Source organism: Pseudoxanthomonas sp. LH2527, from assembly GCF_022539275.1.
Taxonomy (GTDB): domain Bacteria; phylum Pseudomonadota; class Gammaproteobacteria; order Xanthomonadales; family Xanthomonadaceae; genus Pseudoxanthomonas_A.
In genome coordinates this window covers 68472-87104 of record NZ_JAKZBW010000005.1, presented here as the reverse complement: position 1 = coordinate 87104, position 18633 = coordinate 68472, and the positions used below count along the sequence as shown (strand labels likewise).

Genomic DNA, 18633 nt, shown 5'->3' with positions numbered 1-18633 from the left:
GTGGTGCGGGATCGTGCTTGTTCTGTTTACGCGGTCGCGACTGACGTCGCTCCTACATGAATCCTGCGTCTCAGCTCTTGGGCATCTCCGCCGTCGGGCAGGTGAAGGCCTTCCGCTTGGCCTGCACGCGGCCCATCAGGCGGTCGCTGACCGGCAACGCGGTGCCGTTGAGGCGCCAGTCGTAGATCACGCTGAAGGCCAGCACGCGCGCCACGTATTCGCGCGTTTCCTTGTAGCTGATCGTCTCGATCCAGATGTCCGGATCGAAGCCCGGCCGCTGCGCCTGCCAGCGCGCGGTCGGTGCCGGTCCCGCGTTGTAGGCGGCGATCGCCACGTAGGGCACGGCGTACTTGTCTTCCATCTCGCGCAGGTAGGCGGTGCCGATGGCGATGTTGGTGTCGGCGTCGTACAGGCTGGCCGCGCCGGTGTACGGGATGTTCCAGCGCTTGGCGACGCCCGCACCGGTGGACGGCAGCACCTGCATCAGGCCCATCGCATTGGCGCCCGAGCGCGCCTTCGGATTGAAGATGCTCTCGGCGCGGATCTCGGCGGCGACCCAGGCCGGATCGATGTCGTGCTTGGCCGCCTCGCGCCGGATGGTGTCGCCGTGGTGCAGCGGGAAGCGCAGCTGGTACAGGCGCTGTTCGTCCGGCTGCTTGCCCAGCGAGAACACGGCGCGGTCGAACCAGCCGTTGTCCTGCGCCACGCCCACCGCGATGCGGCGCTGGGTGTCGTCGAAGCGCGACAGCGCCTCGTTCCATTCCGCCGTCGCCCAGCCCGGCCGCTCCAGCTGCCACAGTTCCATCGCGCGCACGATGGCGGGGTCGCGGGCGACGGCCTGTTTCGCGGTGGTGGCGTCGTTGGGAATCCAGGCACACAGCGCATACGGCTGTTCCAGCCGGTCCGCGGCGAGGAAGCCATGGAAGGTGGGGCTGGTCGCGGTCTCGCGGAACAGCCGCTGCGCGCTGGCGCGGTCGCCGGTCTTCTCGCTCATGCGCGCCTCGAAGTAGCGCCAGCGCGAATCATTGCGCTGCGTCGCCGGCATCTTCCTCAGCGCGGCCAGCGCCGCCGGCCAGTCGCCGCGCGACAGCGCGTCGCGCACACGCCATTCGTGCAGGCGCTCGTCGTACGCCGACGCCGGCACGTTGCCGAGCCGGCGCGCGGAATCCGGTCCGTACGAGGCCACCGTCCACAAGGCGACCTGGTACAGCACCTGGTCACGCTCGCTTTCGCCCATGGCCAGCGCGTCGGCGTACTGCGGCAACAGGCGTTCGGCGGTGTCGGGATCGCTCTGGGCGAGTTTCGCCAGGCCATGCGCGGCCATCCGGCGGCTGCGTTCGGTCTTCGGCCAGTTCAGCGCACGCGGATGGACGGCGTCGATGAAGGCGGCGTAGTCGTTGGCCAGTGCGGCATCATCGCCCGGCAAGCCGCGGGCGGCGCTGCGCATCACGCCGGTCTGGCGCTCGGCCGCCCCGGCCTCGATGCGTTCCCAGCGCAATGCCGGTGTCAGTCCGCCCTGGCTGGCGAGCACGTTGAACACCGGATCGCAGCCGTCGGGCAGCGACTTGGCACCCTTGCGCCAGAGGGCTTGCGCCTGTTCCGTCCACGCCGCATCGGTGCGGCCGGTCGCCTGCCGTGCCTGCAGGTGCGCGCACTGCAGGGCGACGCTGTCGGTCGGCTTCCACGCGGCGAGGAAGGTGGGCCAGTCCTGGCGCCGTGCGAGTGCGGCCAGCCAGAGGTTGCGGAACTGCACGGCGACGGCCTGGCCGTCGTAGCGCGTCAGGAACGCCTGCGCCTGGGTGGTCGTGATGGCATCCGGATCGCGCCGCAGCGAGGCCAGTTCCAGCCAGCCGTACAGCGGGTGGCGGGCGAGTGCAGCGGCCGTGCCGGCATCGAAGCGGCCGGCTTCCGCGGCCGCGAGCGCATCGCGCATTGCGGGCCGCTGGGTGTCGAGGGATTGCGCATGCAGGGTCGGCGCGGAGCACAGGCCGGCGAGGGCAACGAGTACGATGAAAGGTGAGGGACGGATCATGCCGGGACTATACCCAAGCCGGCTGAACCGGCCTGTAGACAGGCCATGACAACGAGGTGGCGCGTGGAAGGTGTGTGGATGTTTCCGTTGCTCGGCGTGCTGGCCGGCCTGCTCGCCGGCCTGCTCGGGATCGGTGGCGGCCTGGTACTGGTCGCGGCGCTGGCGTGGCTCCTGCCGATGCACGGGATTCCCGCCGACGCCGCGATGCATGCCGCGTTGGCGAGTTCACTGGCGAGCATCGTGCTGACGGCCACGTCGTCGGCGTACGCGCACCACCGTCGCGGCAGCGTGCTGTGGCCGACGGTGGCCTGGATGGTGCCGGGGCTGCTGCTCGGTGGCTGGCTGGGCAGTGGGCTGGCGGTCCATCTCGATGATGGGGTGCTGCGCTGGATCGTGGCGGGTTACTGCTTCATCGCCGGCGCACAGATGCTGCTGGGCGGCCATGCGCATCCGGAAGGACGGGGCGTGCCCGCGCCGCGCGGACCGGCAATGAGCGTGGCCGGCTCCGCCATCGGTGCCGTGTCGGCCGTCGTCGGGATCGGGGGCGGCAGCATGACCGTGCCGCTGCTGGTGTGGCGTGGCGTGCAGCCGGTGCGGGCGGTGGGAACATCGAGTGCCTGCGGCGTCGCGATCGGGATCGCCAGCGCGGTGGGCTATGCCGTGCATGCGCCGCCGGGCGCGTTGCCGGCGCACGCGGTGGGCTACATCTATCTGCCGGCGGCCATCGGGGTCGCCATCGCTTCGGTACTGGCGGCGCCCTATGGCACGCGGCTCGCCCACCATATCGGCGGCAAGGCGTTGAAGCGCGTGTTCGCGGCTTTCATGGTGGTGATGGGGATCGCGATCATCGCCAGCGGCTGAGTCGCATGCGTGCTACACGCATTTAGTTGTTAATCCTCGTGACGATGGCGTGCATAAACTCCGGGTAATCGTATTTACCCGCAGATAATCGTCGTTACCATTTTCAAAAGGGTGACTTGTTTCCGTTGTGGGTGTTTTACATATTCTTTACAACGAAGGGCAAGCCGCTTTAGGCGTTCGCCGCGCGGCCCCACCCCTTCGGAGAGAGACCCACATGAAAGCGCGCCGCCGCACCCTGGCTTCGGCCATCCGCATTGCCGTGCTCCTCGCCCTGCCCGTCGGCGCGGTGGCGCAGGAAGCCACCACGCTCGACACGCTTACCGTCACCGGCAGTCGTATCAAGCGCGCCGAAATGGAAGGCCGCGTGCCGGTGCAGACGCTGTCGCGCGAAGAGATCGAACGCACCGGCCTGACCTCGATCGGCGACATCCTGCAGGAGTTGACCGGTTCCGGTTCGGCGCTCAACACCAAGTTCAACTCGTCCGGCAACTTCGGCTTCTCGCCCAATGGCGACGGCGTGGGTGCGGGCTCGGCGCAGGTGGACCTGCGCAACCTGGGGCCGAAGCGCGTACTGGTGCTGGTCGATGGCATGCGCTGGGTCAACGAGTCGTCCGCGTCCGGAGTCAGTGCGGCGGTCGACCTCAACACGATCCCGCTGGCGCTGGTCGAGCGGATCGAAGTGCTGGAGGACGGCGCGTCCTCGCTGTACGGCTCCGACGCGATCGCCGGCGTGGTCAACATCATCACCCGCCGCAACTTCGACGGCGGGCAGGTCACCCTGAACTACGGCCAGTTCGACAAGGGCGATGGCGAAGTCACCGGCGCCGACCTCGCCTGGGGCTTCGACAACGAGCGCAGCAACCTGTTCCTCAGCCTGAGCTATACCGAGCAGAAGGAAGTCAGCTCCGCCGACCGCGACATCTCGTCCATCCCGATCCAGGGCGGCAGCTCGCGCATCCTCGGTGGACGCTACGCGTTCACCGATCCGAACGGTGTCGCCTATGACCTGTCGGTGAAGCCGGGACAGACCAACCCCGTGTACACCCCCGGCCTGCCCGCCTGCGCACCGGGCGTGACGCGCAGCGACGGCTTCCAGTGCTTCGACTTCGGTCGTGATGCCTTCAACTACGCGCCGTTCAACCTGCTGATGACGCCGTCCAAGCGGATGGGCGCGTTCGCGCAGTACCGCTTCTCGATCACCGAGGAGCTGAACTTCTACGCCAAGGCGCTGTACAACCGGCGCGAGTCCACCAACCAGGCGGCGCCGGAGCCGATCGATCTGGGTCCCGGTGCAGGCACCAGCTACACCGCCGATCTCGTCATTCCCGCCAACCATCCGTTCAATCCGTTCGGCTTCGACCTGATCGGCAGTGGTCCGAACGCCAACATCGGCACCATCCGCCGCCGGCCGAACGAGGGCGGTCCGCGCATCTTCGAGCAGGAAGTGGATACGCAGTACATCGCGGCGGGGCTGGAGGGATCGTTCGGCGGCGAGCGCACGTTCTTCTGGGACGTCAATGCCGCCTTCAGCAAGAACGAGGCCGAACAGACCAACCGCGGCAGCTACAACGCGCGCAACATCGCCATCGCGCTGGGCGATCCGGCCGTGTGCGCCGCGACCAGCGGGTGCACGCCGCTGGACATCTTCGGCTTCGACACCATCACCCCGGCGATGCTGGCCTACATCAGCCCGCTGTTCCGCGACCGCAGCGAGCAGAAGCTGACCCAGGTGACCGCCAACCTCAGCGGTGCGCTGTTCCCGGCGTGGGCGGGCGATGTCGAGTTCGCCGCCGGTTACGAGTACCGCAAGTACGAAGGCAGCTACAACCCGGATCCGCAGACCGTGGCCGGCGAATACAACGGCGTGCCCTCGCTGCCGACGTCCGGCGAATACGACGTCAACGAAGCCTACGTCGAATTCAACGTGCCGCTGTATGCGCAGCAGGACGGCGCGGGCAAGATCGACCTGAGCCTGGCCGGGCGCTATTCGGACTATTCCACCTTCGGCGGCGAGTTCACCCCGAAGTACGGCCTGCGCTGGCAGGTGGCCGAAGATCTGCTGCTGCGCGCGACGTATGCGGAAGGGTTCCGCGCGCCGTCGATCGGCGAGCTGTACGGCTCGCAGAGCCGCTTCGACGCGCTGCTGGTCGATCCCTGCCTGGTGCCGCCGAGTGCGCCGGCTGGCTCGCTCGCCCCTGTCGCCTGCCCGGGCGTGCCGGCAGGCGCGCGCCAGAACGACCCGCAGATTCCGGTGCTGACCGGCGGCAATCCGGCGTTGCAGCCGGAGACCGCGCGCAGCTTCAGCGCGGGCCTGGTATTCAGTCCGTCGTTTGCCGAAGACGTCGCATGGTCGGACAAGCTCGATGTCGAGCTGACCTTCTACCGGCACGACCTGGAGGGTGCGATCCAGGCCATCGACGCGCAGACCCAGCTCGACCTGTGCGCGACCACGCAGGATCCGCAGTACTGCACCGGCATCAGCCGGCTGGCCTCGGGCGAGATCGACACGTTCGCCAACTTCCTGATCAACCTGGGCTCGATCAAGACCGACGGCTGGGACGCGGACGTGTTCTGGTCCCTGCCCGAGTCCAGCATCGGCCGTTTCAAGCTGAGCTGGCAGAACACCTTCGTCACCCGCTACGAAGCGCGCGGTGCCGGTGGCCAGGCGCAGCCGCAGGGCCCGGGCATCGTGGTCAACGACACCGCGATTCCGGAATGGACCTCGACGGCCACGCTGGACTGGAGGCTCGGCAACTGGAATGCCGCGTGGAGCATCCGCCACCTGTCCGAGATGGAAGAGGCCTGCCTGGCGGCCGATCCGGCGGCCTACTGCAGCACCGCCACCACCAACACGCTGGCCGCGACGACCTACCACGACCTGCAGCTGGGCTACGAGTTCGAGTGGTTCAAGGGCCTGCAGCTGACCGGCGGCGTCAACAACGTGTTCGACGAGGAGCCGCCGGTCTGCACCTCGTGCTCGCTCAACGGCTATGAGGCGTCGACCTACGACATCCCCGGCGGCCGCTTCTTCTACGTGCGGGCGAACCTGCGGTTCTGAGTTCTCGGGACAGGACAGACGGGAAGCCGGCGCAAGCCGGCTTCTTCGTCTGCGGGGTCCGGCGCGCGCGTGGGCCGGGCAGCAGGCAGGTCCCGGGAGGGGTCGCGACGATCGGTCGCGGGGCGCGAAGCGTTCCTGTGACTTGAAAAACAAGAATCATTCGCATTTAATAGGCGCCTGGCGGCAGGGTCCTCCGGGTCCTCGACCGCATGCACCGCCGCGTGGCGGCCGTGCCCTCGTGGTGCCTCGCCGCCCTGCGGTGCTGCATGCCGCCTTCCTCCTCCATGTCCTCCCCCAGGTCCCTCCATGCGTCGTCTGCGTCCGTCCCTGCCGTCTTCCGCCCTCGTCCGGCCTTCCTTCCCGTCCCGCCGCCTGCCCGCCGCCATCGGGCTGGCGCTGCTGTGCCTGACGGGCACGGCGCTGGCGGCGCCGCAGCAGGCCGCGCCGGCCGCCGGCGATGCCAGCGCCACCGATCTGGACAAGGTGCTGGTGGTCGGCCAGCGCGCCAACCGCGTCAGCAACGGCGCCACCAACCTGGACCTGGCCATCAAGGAAACCCCGCAGTCGATCAGCGTGGTCAGCAGCGAGCAGATGGCTCAGTTCGGCGCCGACAGCCTCAATGACGCGCTGCGGCTGGCCACCGGCATCCAGGTGGAGGAATGGGAAACCAACCGCACCAATTACCTGGCGCGCGGCTTCGAGATCAAGAGCACGCAGGTCGATGGCGTGGGCATGCCCAACGACTGGGGCATCGCCACCGGCGCGATGGACGCATTCGGCTACGAGAAGCTGGAAGTGATCCGCGGCGCCAACGGTCTGCTGACCGGCGTGGGCAACTCGGCCGGCACCATCAACTACGTGCGCAAGCGTCCGACCAACGACGCCGAGGGATCGGTGGGCGTGAAGGTGGGTTCGTGGGGCGAGCGTCGCGTGGAGTTCGACTACTCCACGCCGTTCACCGACAACGGCACCTGGGCCGGTCGCGTGGTGGTGGCGCGTGAGGAGGCCGATTCCTACCTGCGCGATTTCGAGAGCGAGCGCACCTTCGGCTATGCGGTGATCGATGGCCAGGTGGGCGACGACGGCACGCTGACCTTCGGCTACTCGTGGCAGCAGGCCGACACCACCGGCAACATGTGGGGTGCGCTGCCGTTCGTGAACACCGACGGCACGCAGCCGTCGTGGGACGTGGGCGCGTCGACCACGGTGGACTGGGCGTACTGGGACACCAACACGCAGGCCGCGTTTGTCGAATACACGCACCAGCTGGGCGAAGACTGGCAGCTGAAGGCGACCTACAACCACCGCAAGGGCGAGAACGACGACCAGCTGTTCTTCGCATACTCGTTCGCCGGCCTCGATCCGGTCACCCGCACGGGCCTGCTGGGGTGGGCGTACAAGGGGCAGGACGAACTGACCTCGGACCTGGTGGACCTGAGCCTCAACGGCCGCTTCCAGCTGTTCGGCCGCGAGCACGAGGCGATGTTCGGCCTCAGCCAGGCGGAAAGCGAGCAGACGTATTCGTTCAATCCGTCGCTGTCGGTCTTCGATCCGCTGCCTGCGTTCCCGTACGCGGGCGATGCCGTGCCCGAGCCGACCTGGGGCCCGCGCGAACGGTCGAGTTTCTTCAACCAGCGCCTGCGCCGTGTGTTCGGCGCGACCCGCCTGTCGCTGACGGAAGACTTCAAGGCGGTCCTCGGCGTCAACTACGCCGAGTACCACCGCGACGGCGCCAACGGCATCGAGCCGTTCGACGAGACCGAAAGCAACACCAGCCCCTACGCCGGCCTGACCTACGACTTCACCGACGACCTGCTGGGCTACGTCAGCTACTCGGACATCTACCAGCCGCAGGACCAGCGCGACTTCGACGGTTTCTACCTGGCGCCGTCGAAGGGCGTGAACTACGAAGTGGGCGTCAAGGCCGAGTGGCTGGACAAGCGCCTGCTGACCACGCTGGCGTACTTCACCGCCAAGCAGGAAGGGCTGGCGACGTTCGCCGGCTACAACGCCGACACGCTGTTGAACTACTACGTGCCCAAGGACGTGGAGTCGAAGGGCTGGGAGTTCGAGGCCACCGGCAGGCTCAACGCGTACACCGACCTGGTGTTCGGTTACACGCATCTGAAGATGGACGGCGAGGAAGGCACGCTGACCTACAACTGGGTGCCGCGCCGCACCGCGAACCTGATGCTGAGCGCACGCCTGCCGAGCTACGAGGCGCTGTCGTTCGGTATCGGCGGTCGCTGGCAGAGCGCCATCTCCAACACCGAGAGCTACAGCGGCCAGACCGTGCGGCAGGGCAGCTATGCGGTGGTGAATGCGTTCGCCGCCTGGAACTTCCTGGAGAATGCCACGCTGCGCGCCAATGTCGGCAACCTGACCGACGAGAAGTACATCAACACGCTGTACCAGATCGGCTACTACGGCGCGCCGCGCCACTGGTCGCTGAGCCTGGAATACCGCTTCTGATGCCCGCCACGCCTGTCCTGCCACGGTAGCCGCCGCCACCATGTCCACGATCCCGCATTCCGTCGCTCCCCGTTCGCCGCGCCTGCATCTGGCGGCCCGCATCGTCGCCGCCATCTTCGGCGGTTATGGCTTCGCCTGGGGCATCGTCGCCGCCGGCGCCAGCCTGATGTTCGCCGCCGGCATGGACTTCCACGATGCGGAATTCCTCGCCAGCCTGTTCGGCGTGCTGGCGTTCCTGGTGGTGTTCCTGTGGACCTTCGCGGCGCGCCGGCTGTGGCTGGTGTGGACGGTGCTCGTGGGCGGTGGCGCCTTGCTGGCCGCCGTCGGTTCGTTCGTGCAATCGCGGCTGGTCTGAGGCGGAGGACGTCATCATGATGCAGAGCTTCCGCCAGGCGATGGCCTGGCTGCATACCTGGTTCGGGCTGGTCCTCGGCTTCGTGCTGATGGCCGCGTTCTTCTTCGGTGCGCTGTCGGTGTTCGACCGCGAGATCGACCGCTGGGCGATTCCGTCCACGCGCTTCGAGCCGCAGCCGATGCCGTCGTACGAGAAGATCCTGCGGCCAGCATTTGAACGCATGCAACCGCTGCCGGCGACGGTGGACGCGATGCGCCCCCGCGTGGACGGGCCGATGCCCGAGCGCTTCGACGCGGTGGTCAGCTGGAGTGCCTACACCACCCACCGCGATCCGGTGCTGCAGCTGTTCGCCGGCTACGAAGTGCCGAACGCCAAGGACCCGGAAGAGGCCATCTGGGCCGATGCCACCATCGATCCGCGCGACGGCACGCTGCTGCCGAACGACCGCCTGAAGGTCGGCAGCGGCTTCTTCTATCCGATGCACTACGGCCTGACGCTGGACTGGAAGAACCTGGGCATCTGGATCGTCGGGTTCTCCGCGCTGATGATGCTGGTGGCGCTGGTCACCGGCGTGGTGATGCATCGCAAGATCTTCCGCGAATTCTTCACCTTCCGGCCGGCCAAGGGCGGGTTGCGCAGCGTGCTGGACCTGCACAACCTGACCGGCGTGGTGGCGTTGCCGTTCCACTTCTTCTTCGCCTTCACCGGCCTGCTGATCTTCGCGGCGACGTACTACTTCCCGGTCGGGCACACGCAGCTGCACGACCTGCATGACCTGCACGCGGAAGTGGAAGCGCGCGAGACCGGCCTGCCGCATACGCGCGCGGGCGTGCCCGCCGGGCTCGCCAACGTCGATGCGATGGTGGCGGACGCGCAGCGGCGCTGGCAGGCGCAGGACAAGGCCGGCGATGTCGGCTTCCTGGTGCTGCAGCATGTCGGCGACGCGAACGGCTATGTCAGCGTGTATCGCGCCGGCACCGACCGCATCGCGCTGGTCGGCGACGGCATCCACTACAACGCGGCCACCGGCGAGCTGATCCACGAGGACCCGGCGTCCAGCGCCGCAGGCCGCGTCGCCGAATTCCTCACCGGCCTGCACCTGCAGCATTTCCGCCACTGGCTGCTGCGCTGGATGTACGTGCTGGGCGGGCTGCTCGGCGCGGTGTGCATTGCGACCGGCTTCCTGTTCTTCGTCGAGAAGCGCAAGCGGCAGCACGCGCGGCAGGGCCAGCAGGGGGCGCGCGTAGTCGATGCGCTGGCGGTGACCACGGTCACCGGCATGGTGCTGGCGGCGCTGGGCATCCTGGTCGCCAACCGGCTGTTGCCGGAAGACCTGCCGGCACGCGGCGACTGGGAACGCTATGCGTTCTGGGGCACCTGGCTGCTGGCGATGCTGCACGCGGCGTGGCGCAGTGCGCCGGTCGCGCGTGGCCTGGCCAATCCGGCATGGCGCGAGCAGTGCGCGATGATCGCGCTGCTGGCGCTGGCGGCGGTGCTGCTGAACTGGATCACCACCGGCGATCACCTGCTGCGCACGATCGGCGCGGGTTACTGGCCGGTCGCGGGCGTGGACCTGACCCTGCTGGCAGGCGGTGTGGTGGCCGCCTTGACCGCGCGCCTGCTGAAGCGCCGCGCGGCGACCGCCTCGGCCTCGCCGCTGGCGGGGGCGGAGACGACCCATGCATGAGGGCGTGCCTGCCGCCCTGCTGTTGCTGGCCGCGCTGGTGGCGAGCGTGGCCGGCATGGGATGGCTGGCCTTGTCGATGCCCGTCCACGCCCAGCAGGTGTGGGGCGAACCCCCCACGGCGGCGACGCGGCGCGGGCTGAGGATCGCCGGTGTCCTGGCCTTGCTGGGGGCGCTGGTGCTCTGTCTGGTCGTCGATCACGCCACCATGGCCAGCCTGGTCTGGGTGATGGGGCTGACCGCTGCGGCGGTCGGTGTGGGCATGACGCTCGCCTGGCAGCCGCATTGGCTGCGGCTGCTCTCGCCCTGGGTGCGTGCCCGCTGCGGCTGAGCCGCGCATCACGTCCGGGATTCGCACCGTGGTGTCGGCACCGCGATGCCTGCCACGACCTGCCGTGACTTCCGCCAAGGCGGGAGTACGATGCGGGCAGGCGGAGGGAGGCCCATCGGATGGATGCGCCAGTGGACAACGCGCACGGCGTGGGGTGGTCCGGGATGATGGAGCGCCGGCGTCGGCGGCGCGTGTTCCATCTGCTGTTGGCGATCGGTCTGGTGATGCTGTCGCTGGGCCTGGGATGGGGGGCGTTCTTCGCCTGGCGCGGGGCATGGACGGTGGCGGCGGTGGAGCTGGCGATCGCGGCCCTGGGTGTAGCGGTGATGGTGATGGCCCGCCTGCGCCGGCCGCGCGCCGCGTCGTGGCTGGCGCTCGTCGGCATGGCGGTGCTGCTGTGCTTCTTCTCGGCGTTCCTCGACGTCTCGACCGACGCAGTGCCGCGGACCAGCCATGTCTTCCTGCTGGTGCTCGCGCTGTGCGCGCACCATGTCTTCCGCGATACCCACGCATGGCTCCGCTACGGCGTGGTCGTGGTGCTGCTGGTGGCGTTTGCGGTGTTCGCGGCGGCACCGGTGCGGGCGCCCTATCCCTTCGCCATTGCCGACGACGTGCGGCGGGTCGGCATCTGGGTCAACCTGGCCACGGCGGTGGCCAGCTTCCTGATCGTCCTGCGACTGGCCGAAACCGATATCGCCGAACACCGCGCACTGCATCGCGCGTTGCGCGATGCGCTGTCGCATCGCCGCTTCGAGCTGTTCTACCAGCCGCAGGTCGATGCACAGGGGCACGTCGTCGGCGCCGAGGCGCTGCTGCGATGGCGGGATGCCCGACGCGGCCTGGTCCGCCCTGCCGACTTCATGCAGGCGGCGGAGGACACCGGCTTCATCCTGCCGCTGGGGCAGTGGGTGCTGCAGGAGGCCTGCCGGCAGCTGGCCGACTGGCGAGCGGACCCCGCGCTGCGCCACCTGCGGCTGTCGGTGAACGTCAGCGCGTTGCAGCTGCGGCAACCCGATTTCGTGCAGCAGGCGGAAGAGGCGGTGGCGCGCAGCGGTGTCGACGCCGGCCTGCTGACGCTTGAACTGACCGAAAGCGTGCTGGTGCACGACATGGACGATGCCGTCGGCAAGATGCGCGCGCTGCACGCGATGGGCGTGCGCTTGTCGCTCGATGATTTCGGCGCGGGCTACGCCTCGCTGTCGTACCTGCGGGAGCTGCCGTTCGCCGAGATGAAGATCGACCGCGCCTTCACCCGCGGGATCGTCCGCGACGCGCACGCGGCCACGATCACCCGCAACCTGCTGCAACTGGGCCGCGACCTGGGCATCGACGTGATCGCCGAAGGCATCGAGCAGGACGACCAGTTCGCGCTACTGGGAGAACAGGGATGCCGGCTGTTCCAGGGCTACCTGTTCGGAAGGCCGATGGAGGCTGCCGCGTTCCGCCAGCGCATGAGGGCGCCGTAGGCGGCCGGCGCCGGCAATTCAGCGCAGCGCGCTGTCCGGCACGTCGATGTCCATCGCCAGCGCCAGATGATCCGAGTTCGCCGCAGGCATGGCGCGCGCATTGTCGCCGCGCAGGCCCTCGCTGAGCAGGATGTGGTCGATCGCGCGCTGCGGCCGCCAGCTGGGGAAGGTGGGCACGCAGAACGCCGGCGGTCGCAGGCGCGTGCGCTTGTAGAGCAGCTCCATTTCCGGCGTGTCGGGTACGCAGTTGAAGTCGCCCATCAGCACCGCATGCGGGTGGTCGGACAGCAGTTCGCCGATGAAGGCCAGCTGCGAGCGGCGCGAGTTGGCGCCCAGCGACAGGTGCGCGACGGCGACGGTCAGGCCCTCGTCGCCGTCGCCAAAGCGCGCCATCAGCACGCCACGGCCGCCGATGCGGCCGGGCAGGCTGTGGTCGGTCACTTCCACCGGTTCCAGCTTGCTGAGCAGACCATTGGCGCTGCCCGCCACGCGCGCCACGTTGCGATTGGGCTGGTGCGTCCAGTAATCGAAGCCGGCGCGCTCGGCCAGGTAATGCGTCTGGTTGGTGAAGCCCGAACGCAGGCTGCCGGGATCGGCTTCCTGCAGGCCGACGATGTCGTGCCCGCCGGCCAGCTGCGCGATCGCATCCAGGCTGCCGCGCTTGTTGCCCGCCGGCAGCGCATGTGACCAGCTGCGGGTCACGTAGTCGCTGTAGCGGCGGGTGCTGGAGCCGGCCTGGATGTTGGCGCTGAGCAGGCGCAGGCGCCGCGTGGCCGGGGTGTCGGTCATCGACGTGGGGGCTTCGCCGCGACTCAGCGCTGCGCGCGCTCCATCGCGACCAGGTGATCGGCGATGCGCAGCACGTCGGCGTAGGTCTGGCCACCGGTGACGCGGTACTTGCCGTTGACGATGATGGTCGGGGTGCTTTCCACGCCGGTGCTCTTGGCGAACTGCATGCCGCGGGCGATCTGCGAGTTGGTGCCGAAGCTGTTCATCAGCGACACGAATTCCTTCGCGTCCACGCCGTACTTGGCGTACCACTGTGCGATCTGCGCCGGGTCCGCCGGCGGCTGGCCCTCACCCGGCAGCGCGCGCTGCAGGTGGATGGCGGCGAAGACGGCGTCGTGGGTCTTGTCGACCAGGCCCTTGGCCTGCGCGGCGTAGAACGCCTTGCCGTAGGGTTCCCAGGTGTCGCGGAACACCACCGGCACGTAGCTCACGCGCACGTCCGCCGGTTGCTTCTTCTTCCATGCCGAGACTTCGGGCGCGAAGCGCGCGCAGCCCGGGCAGACATAGCCGAACACCTCGACCACTTCGATCTGGCCGTTGAGCGGCGCGTACGGCTGGCCGTTCGGGATGACCACATAGTCGGTGCCGGCCACCGGTGCCGGGCCCTGCGGCGGCACGACCGGATTGGTGTTGGCGGCGGCGGCGCTGTCGGTGCCCTCGGCCGGCGTGGCCGTGCCGGCGTCGGCAGGCGCGGCCGCTGCGTCCGTTGCCGGCGCGGCGGTGGCATCGGTCGTCGTGGCGGCGGGCGTCTCGGCGGCCGGGGTGGCGTCGGTGGCCGGCTTCGGACCACAGGCGGCCATCAGCGGCAGCAGCAGGGACAGCATCAGGACGTGGCGGGATTTCATCGCGCGAACTCCAATGGATCAGAGGAAAGAGGTGCCGGCATGGCCGGTTGAATCACATTCTGCATGGCGGCCGTGGCGGTCGCCATGACGGAATCGTCACTTGCGGCCGCGCTCGCGGGCCACCAGGCGCTCGGCGATCGCCAGCCGGTCGCTGTAGTTGCCGCCGCCGGTCACGCGGTACTTGCCGTTGACGATCAGCGTCGGCGTGCCTTCCACGCCGGCGGCGGCGACCCAGTCGCGCGCCCTGGCCAGCTGCGCATCGACCGCGGGGCCGCGCAGGGCGGCCATGAACTTCGCCCGGTCCACGCCCTGGCTGGCATAGAAGCCGCCGATCTCGTCGGCGGACGCGTTCTGGATGGGCAGGCTGCCGGTCGCGTGCAGGGCGTCGAACACCGCCTGGTGGGTGCGTTCCTGCACGCCCAGCTGCTGCGCGGCGAAGAAGGCGCGGGCGTACGGGATCCAGTAGCCCCCGAAGGCCGCCGGGACCGGCGTCAGCTTGACGTCGCGCGGCAGGGTCTTCTTCCACGTGGCGAGGATGGGCTCCAGGTGGGCGCAGTGGATGCAGGTGTAGCCGAACACTTCGGCCACCTCGATCCTGCCCTTGGCCGGCGCGAACGGTTTGCCGTCCGGGATCACCTCGTAGTCCCGGCCTTCGACCAGCGGGGCGGGCGCCGGCGGGGCGGCGAGCGTGGCGGCCGGCAGCAGGGCCACCAGGGTGATCAGCACGGGCAGCAGACGCGACACCATCGGCACTCTTCCTCTACGTGCGGTGCCCGGCGATCGGGCCTCGCGGAAAAAAGAAACGCCGGCCATGGTGGGGCCGGCGCGATGAACAGGAGCTTGAACGTGCGGCCGCGCGTGCGGCCGGCGTCCGCGATTACTTGCTGCCGGCCTTGGCGGCGGCGATGTCGTCGGCGCGGGCGTGCAGGCCCTGCAGGTAGCTGGCCAGCGCCTGGATCTCCTGCTCGGTCAGCGGTCCGGCGACCTGCGCCATGATGTTGAAGTGCGCAGCGTCCTTCAGCGTGGTGGTGCCGGCCTTGTACTCGGTCAGGCGGCGCACGGTGTAGTCCTGCATCTGCCCGCCGATGTGCGGATAGGCCGGGCCCGGGTTGCCAGCGCCGGTGGGGCCGTGGCAGGCCAGGCAGGCCGGCACGCCGCGCGCGGCGTCGCCGTTGCGGTACAGCTGCTGGCCGACTTCATAGAACTTCATGCCCTTGTACGGACCGTCGGCGACGACACTGTCGTCGGCCAGGCCGGCGCCCGACTTCTGGGTGGCGAAGTACGCGCCGACATCACGCATGTCCTGCGCGCTGAGGGTCTGGGCGAACGGGGCCATCACCGCCGCCATGCCGGTGTTGCGCTCGCCCGAGGCGAACAGCGCCAGCTGCTGGGCGACGTAGCGCTCGCTCTGGCCGGCGATGCGCGGGTACTGCGGGTCGGTCGGGTTGCCGTCGGCGCCGTGGCAGGCCGCGCAGGCGGCCGCCTTGGTCTGGCCGGCCTTGGCATCGCCCCAGGTGGTCTTGGCCAGGTTGATGTCCAGCGGCGCGGTTTCGACCGGCGCGTTGTCGGGCACGGGAACGACCGTGGTCTGTGCAAAAGCGACTGCGCCCACGGCCAACACGGCCAGTCCGGCAAGTCCCATAACGCGAGCGTGGCGCATGCTGAAGCTCCGAAACCCTTGACTGAGGCGGCACCCGGAGGGGCCGCGAAACCCGCGAATTATCGTCGCGGCGGCCGCTTGCGGTCAATTCAGCACTGCGGGCGGCCCGGCCCGTGCGATCCTAGTGCCATGTCGAACCCCCTGAATACCGCCACCTACCTGCTCTCCGCCCATACCCCGCGCCAGTTGCCGGAGGACGGGGGATTCGAGGTGGCCTTCGCCGGCCGTTCCAACGCCGGCAAGTCCAGCGCTCTCAACGCGCTGGTCAACCACAATCGTCTGGCGCGGGTGTCCAAGACCCCTGGCCGCACCCAGCAGCTGGTGTTCTTCCAGGTCCAGCCGGAGCGCTACCTGGTCGACCTGCCCGGCTACGGCTACGCCAAGGTGCCACAGGACCTGCAGGCGCACTGGCAGGCGTTCATCGACCGCTACTTCCGCACCCGCGAGGCGCTCAGGGGGCTGGTGGTGGTGATGGACATCCGCCATCCGCTGAAGGACTACGACCGCCAGATGCTGGGCTACGCCGTGCAGCGCGGCCTGCCCGCCCACGCGCTGCTGACCAAGGCCGACAAGCTGGGCCGCGGCCAGCAGGGCAACGCGCTGCAGGCGGTGAAGAAGGACCTGTTCTCCGCCTTCGGCGACACCGTCAGCGTGCAGACCTTCTCCGCCGAGTCCAAGCAGGGCGTGGACGAGGCCCGCATGGTCGTGGGCAACTGGCTGGAGCTGTCCTGAGCGGATGCTCAGACACTGACATGGAACAGGCGGCCGACCAGCGCCGCCGCGGCCATGGCCATGGCGCCCCAGAAGCCGACCCGCCAGGCGCCCCGCAGCACCGGCGCACCGCCCACCCACGCGGCCACGCCACCGGAGGCCAGCAGGCCGGCCAGCGTCGCCACCGTCGTGACCAGTACCACGCGGTCCGGCGGGGCCAGCACGGTGGTGGCGATCGGCAGCAGCGCGCCCACGGTGAAGGCCGCCGCTGACGCGAGCGCCGCCTGTAACGGCCGCGCGCGCAGGGCCTCGGTGATGCCGAGCTCGTCGCGCAGGTGGGTGGCCAGGGCATCACGCGCGGTAAGTTGTTCGGCCACCTGCCGTGCAAGACCCGGTTCCAGGCCGCGCTCCGTATAGATCTGCGTGAGTTCCGCCAGTTCGCTGTCCGGCATCTCCTGAAGCTCGCGCGTTTCCACGGCCAGGTCCGCGGCTTCGGCATCGGCCTGCGACTGCACGGACACGTACTCGCCGGCCGCCATCGACATGGCGCCGGCGACCAGGCCGGCGACGCCGGTGATCAGGACCGTGGACGCCGACGCACCGCTGGCGGCCACGCCCACCACCAGGCCCGACACCGAGACGATGCCGTCGTTGGCGCCCAGCACAGCGGCACGCAACCAGCCGACGCGATCGGTACGGTGGCGTTCGCGATGGCGCGGCGTGGCGTTGCGGGGGTGGCGAGGCATGCGTGCAGCGTACGCCTTCGGTGACGCAAGCGCGCCCCTTCGCCTCCATGGATGGGATGCTGCGGCGTTCCGGTGGCGATGAACGCGTGCGGGTGGTCACGCTATAGTGCCGGCCTTGCGACGCAGGGCCGACGGCCCGGCACCGCACTTCCCCCTCGCGAGTCCCGCCCTTGTCCAGTCCCAGCCACGTCGCCGACACGCTGATCACCGACCGTACCCAGCTGGTCGACTACATCGCCTCGGGCGAGAAGCCCGCGGCTGACTGGCGCATCGGTACCGAGCACGAGAAGTTCGGCTTCCGCCTCGACGACCTGCGCCCGCCGACCTTCGACGGCGACCGCGGCATCGAGGCCCTGCTGAAGGGCCTGACCCGCTTCGGCTGGGAGGCGATCGAGGAGAAGGGGCGCGTCATCGCCCTGTCCAAGGACGGCGCCTCGGTCACGCTCGAACCGGCGGGCCAGCTGGAACTGTCCGGCGCGGCGGTGGAAACCCTCCACCAGACCTGCGTCGAAGTCGGCACGCACCTGAAGGAAGTGAAGCAGGTCGCCGACGAACTGCAGCTCGGCTTCCTCGGCATGGGCTTCCAGCCCAAGTGGCGGCGCGACGAGATGCCGTGGATGCCCAAGGGCCGCTACCAGATCATGAAGGCGTACATGCCCAAGGTCGGCCAGCTCGGCCTGGACATGATGACGCGCACCTGCACTGTGCAGGTCAACCTGGACTACGCCAGCGAAGCGGACATGGTGAAGAAGTTCCGCGTGTCGCTGGCGCTGCAGCCGGTGGCCACGGCGCTGTTCGCCGATTCGCCGTTCACCGAAGGCAAGCCAAACGGCTACCAGAGCTACCGCTCGCACATCTGGACCGATACCGACGGCGACCGCACCGGCATGCTCGACTTCGTGTTCGAGGACGGCTTCGGCTACGAGCGCTACGTCGACTACCTGCTCGACGTGCCGATGTACTTCTCCTACCGCGACGGCATCTACCACGATGCCAGCGGCAAGTCGTTCCGCACCTTCCTGCGCGGCGAACTCGACGTGCTGCCCGGCGCGTTGCCGACGCTGCGCGACTGGTCCGACCACATGACCACCGCCTTCCCGGAAGTGCGGATGAAGAAGTTCCTGGAGATGCGCGGCGCCGACAGCGGCCCCTGGAACCGCATCTGCGCGCTGCCCGCGTTCTGGGTGGGGCTGCTGTACGACGATGCCGCGCTCGACGCGGCATGGGACCTGGTGAAGGACTTCTCGCTGCAGGAACGCCATGCGCTGCGCGACGGCGTGCCGAAGCACGCGCTGAAGCTGCCGTTCCGCGGCGGCAGCGTGCGCGACCTGGCGCGCGAGGCGGTGAAGATCGCCATCGGCGGCCTGCAGCGCCGCGCGCGCCTCAACAGCAAGGGCGTGGACGAAAGCGGCTTCCTCGACGCGCTGGTCGAGATCGTCGAGGCGGACGAGACACCCGCCGAGCGCAAGCTGGCCCTGTTCCACGGCGAGTGGAAGGGCGACATCGACCGCGTGTTCCGCGAGTTCGCCTACTAGGGCAGGGTGCCGGCGGCGACCCTGTCCCGGGTCGCCGCACTTTCGCGTTGTTTCCCTGAAAGCCACCGTGCAGGCCCCGGCCTGCCCG

General features: G+C 69.1%; 15 protein-coding genes. 9 read left to right on the top strand and 6 right to left on the bottom strand.

Going from position 1 to position 18633, the window contains the following annotated elements; all coding sequences use genetic code 11:
- Window positions 1-70 precede the first annotated feature (70 nt).
- Window positions 71-2032 carry a transglycosylase SLT domain-containing protein gene (locus MMG85_RS04670; RefSeq protein ID WP_241044968.1) on the bottom strand — a complete coding sequence of 654 codons (1962 nt, stop codon included), beginning with the start codon at window positions 2030-2032 and terminating at the stop codon, window positions 71-73.
- Window positions 2033-2110: 78 nt separating this feature from the next.
- On the opposite strand from MMG85_RS04670, the gene MMG85_RS04665 reads away from it, so the two are divergent.
- From MMG85_RS04665 to MMG85_RS04635, 7 genes are all read left to right on the top strand, one after another.
- Window positions 2111-2893 (top strand): sulfite exporter TauE/SafE family protein, encoded by a 783-nt coding sequence (locus tag MMG85_RS04665; protein ID WP_241044967.1) that lies wholly within the window; start codon window positions 2111-2113, stop codon window positions 2891-2893.
- 214 nt (window positions 2894-3107) lie between these two features.
- The gene (locus MMG85_RS04660) at window positions 3108-5951 is read left to right on the top strand and encodes a TonB-dependent receptor (RefSeq protein ID WP_241044966.1); all 2844 of its coding nucleotides are present in this window, start codon (window positions 3108-3110) and stop codon (window positions 5949-5951) included.
- 306 nt (window positions 5952-6257) lie between these two features.
- Window positions 6258-8423 (top strand): TonB-dependent siderophore receptor, encoded by a 2166-nt coding sequence (locus MMG85_RS04655; RefSeq protein WP_241044965.1) that lies wholly within the window; start codon window positions 6258-6260, stop codon window positions 8421-8423.
- A gap of 40 nt (window positions 8424-8463) precedes the next feature.
- Entirely contained in the window at window positions 8464-8778 is a 315-nt protein-coding gene (locus tag MMG85_RS04650) for an iron uptake protein (protein WP_241044964.1), read from the top strand.
- 16 nt (window positions 8779-8794) lie between these two features.
- Entirely contained in the window at window positions 8795-10465 is a 1671-nt protein-coding gene (locus MMG85_RS04645) for a PepSY-associated TM helix domain-containing protein (protein WP_241044963.1), read from the top strand.
- Complete coding sequence (locus tag MMG85_RS04640) at window positions 10458-10793, top strand: DUF3325 domain-containing protein (protein WP_241044962.1); 336 nt, start codon at window positions 10458-10460, stop codon at window positions 10791-10793. The genes MMG85_RS04645 and MMG85_RS04640 overlap by 8 nt, the downstream gene beginning before the upstream one ends.
- 119 nt (window positions 10794-10912) lie before the next feature.
- The gene (locus MMG85_RS04635) at window positions 10913-12259 is read left to right on the top strand and encodes an EAL domain-containing protein (RefSeq protein ID WP_241044961.1); all 1347 of its coding nucleotides are present in this window, start codon (window positions 10913-10915) and stop codon (window positions 12257-12259) included.
- 18 nt (window positions 12260-12277) lie between these two features.
- On the opposite strand, the gene MMG85_RS04630 is transcribed toward MMG85_RS04635, so the two are convergent.
- From MMG85_RS04630 to MMG85_RS04615, 4 genes are all read right to left on the bottom strand, one after another.
- Window positions 12278-13048 (bottom strand): endonuclease/exonuclease/phosphatase family protein, encoded by a 771-nt coding sequence (locus tag MMG85_RS04630; RefSeq protein ID WP_055938015.1) that lies wholly within the window; start codon window positions 13046-13048, stop codon window positions 12278-12280.
- Window positions 13049-13071: 23 nt separating this feature from the next.
- The gene (locus MMG85_RS04625) at window positions 13072-13893 is read right to left on the bottom strand and encodes a thiol:disulfide interchange protein DsbA/DsbL (protein ID WP_241044960.1); all 822 of its coding nucleotides are present in this window, start codon (window positions 13891-13893) and stop codon (window positions 13072-13074) included.
- 96 nt (window positions 13894-13989) lie between these two features.
- On the bottom strand, window positions 13990-14646 hold the full coding sequence (locus MMG85_RS04620) for a thiol:disulfide interchange protein DsbA/DsbL (RefSeq protein ID WP_241044959.1): 657 nt from the start codon (window positions 14644-14646) through the stop codon (window positions 13990-13992).
- A 124-nt stretch (window positions 14647-14770) separates the two neighbouring features.
- Complete coding sequence (locus MMG85_RS04615; protein ID WP_241044958.1) at window positions 14771-15553, bottom strand: c-type cytochrome; 783 nt, start codon at window positions 15551-15553, stop codon at window positions 14771-14773.
- Between the two features lie 129 nt (window positions 15554-15682).
- On the opposite strand from MMG85_RS04615, the gene yihA reads away from it, so the two are divergent.
- Complete coding sequence (gene yihA, locus MMG85_RS04610; RefSeq protein ID WP_241044957.1) at window positions 15683-16285, top strand: ribosome biogenesis GTP-binding protein YihA/YsxC; 603 nt, start codon at window positions 15683-15685, stop codon at window positions 16283-16285.
- An 8-nt stretch (window positions 16286-16293) separates the two neighbouring features.
- Here the strand turns inward: yihA and MMG85_RS04605 are convergent, their stop codons facing one another.
- Window positions 16294-17010, bottom strand: coding sequence for a VIT family protein (locus tag MMG85_RS04605; protein ID WP_241044956.1), 717 nt, complete (start codon window positions 17008-17010; stop codon window positions 16294-16296).
- 170 nt (window positions 17011-17180) lie between these two features.
- On the opposite strand from MMG85_RS04605, the gene MMG85_RS04600 reads away from it, so the two are divergent.
- Window positions 17181-18545 (top strand): glutamate--cysteine ligase, encoded by a 1365-nt coding sequence (locus tag MMG85_RS04600; RefSeq protein ID WP_241044955.1) that lies wholly within the window; start codon window positions 17181-17183, stop codon window positions 18543-18545.
- Window positions 18546-18633 lie beyond the last annotated feature (88 nt).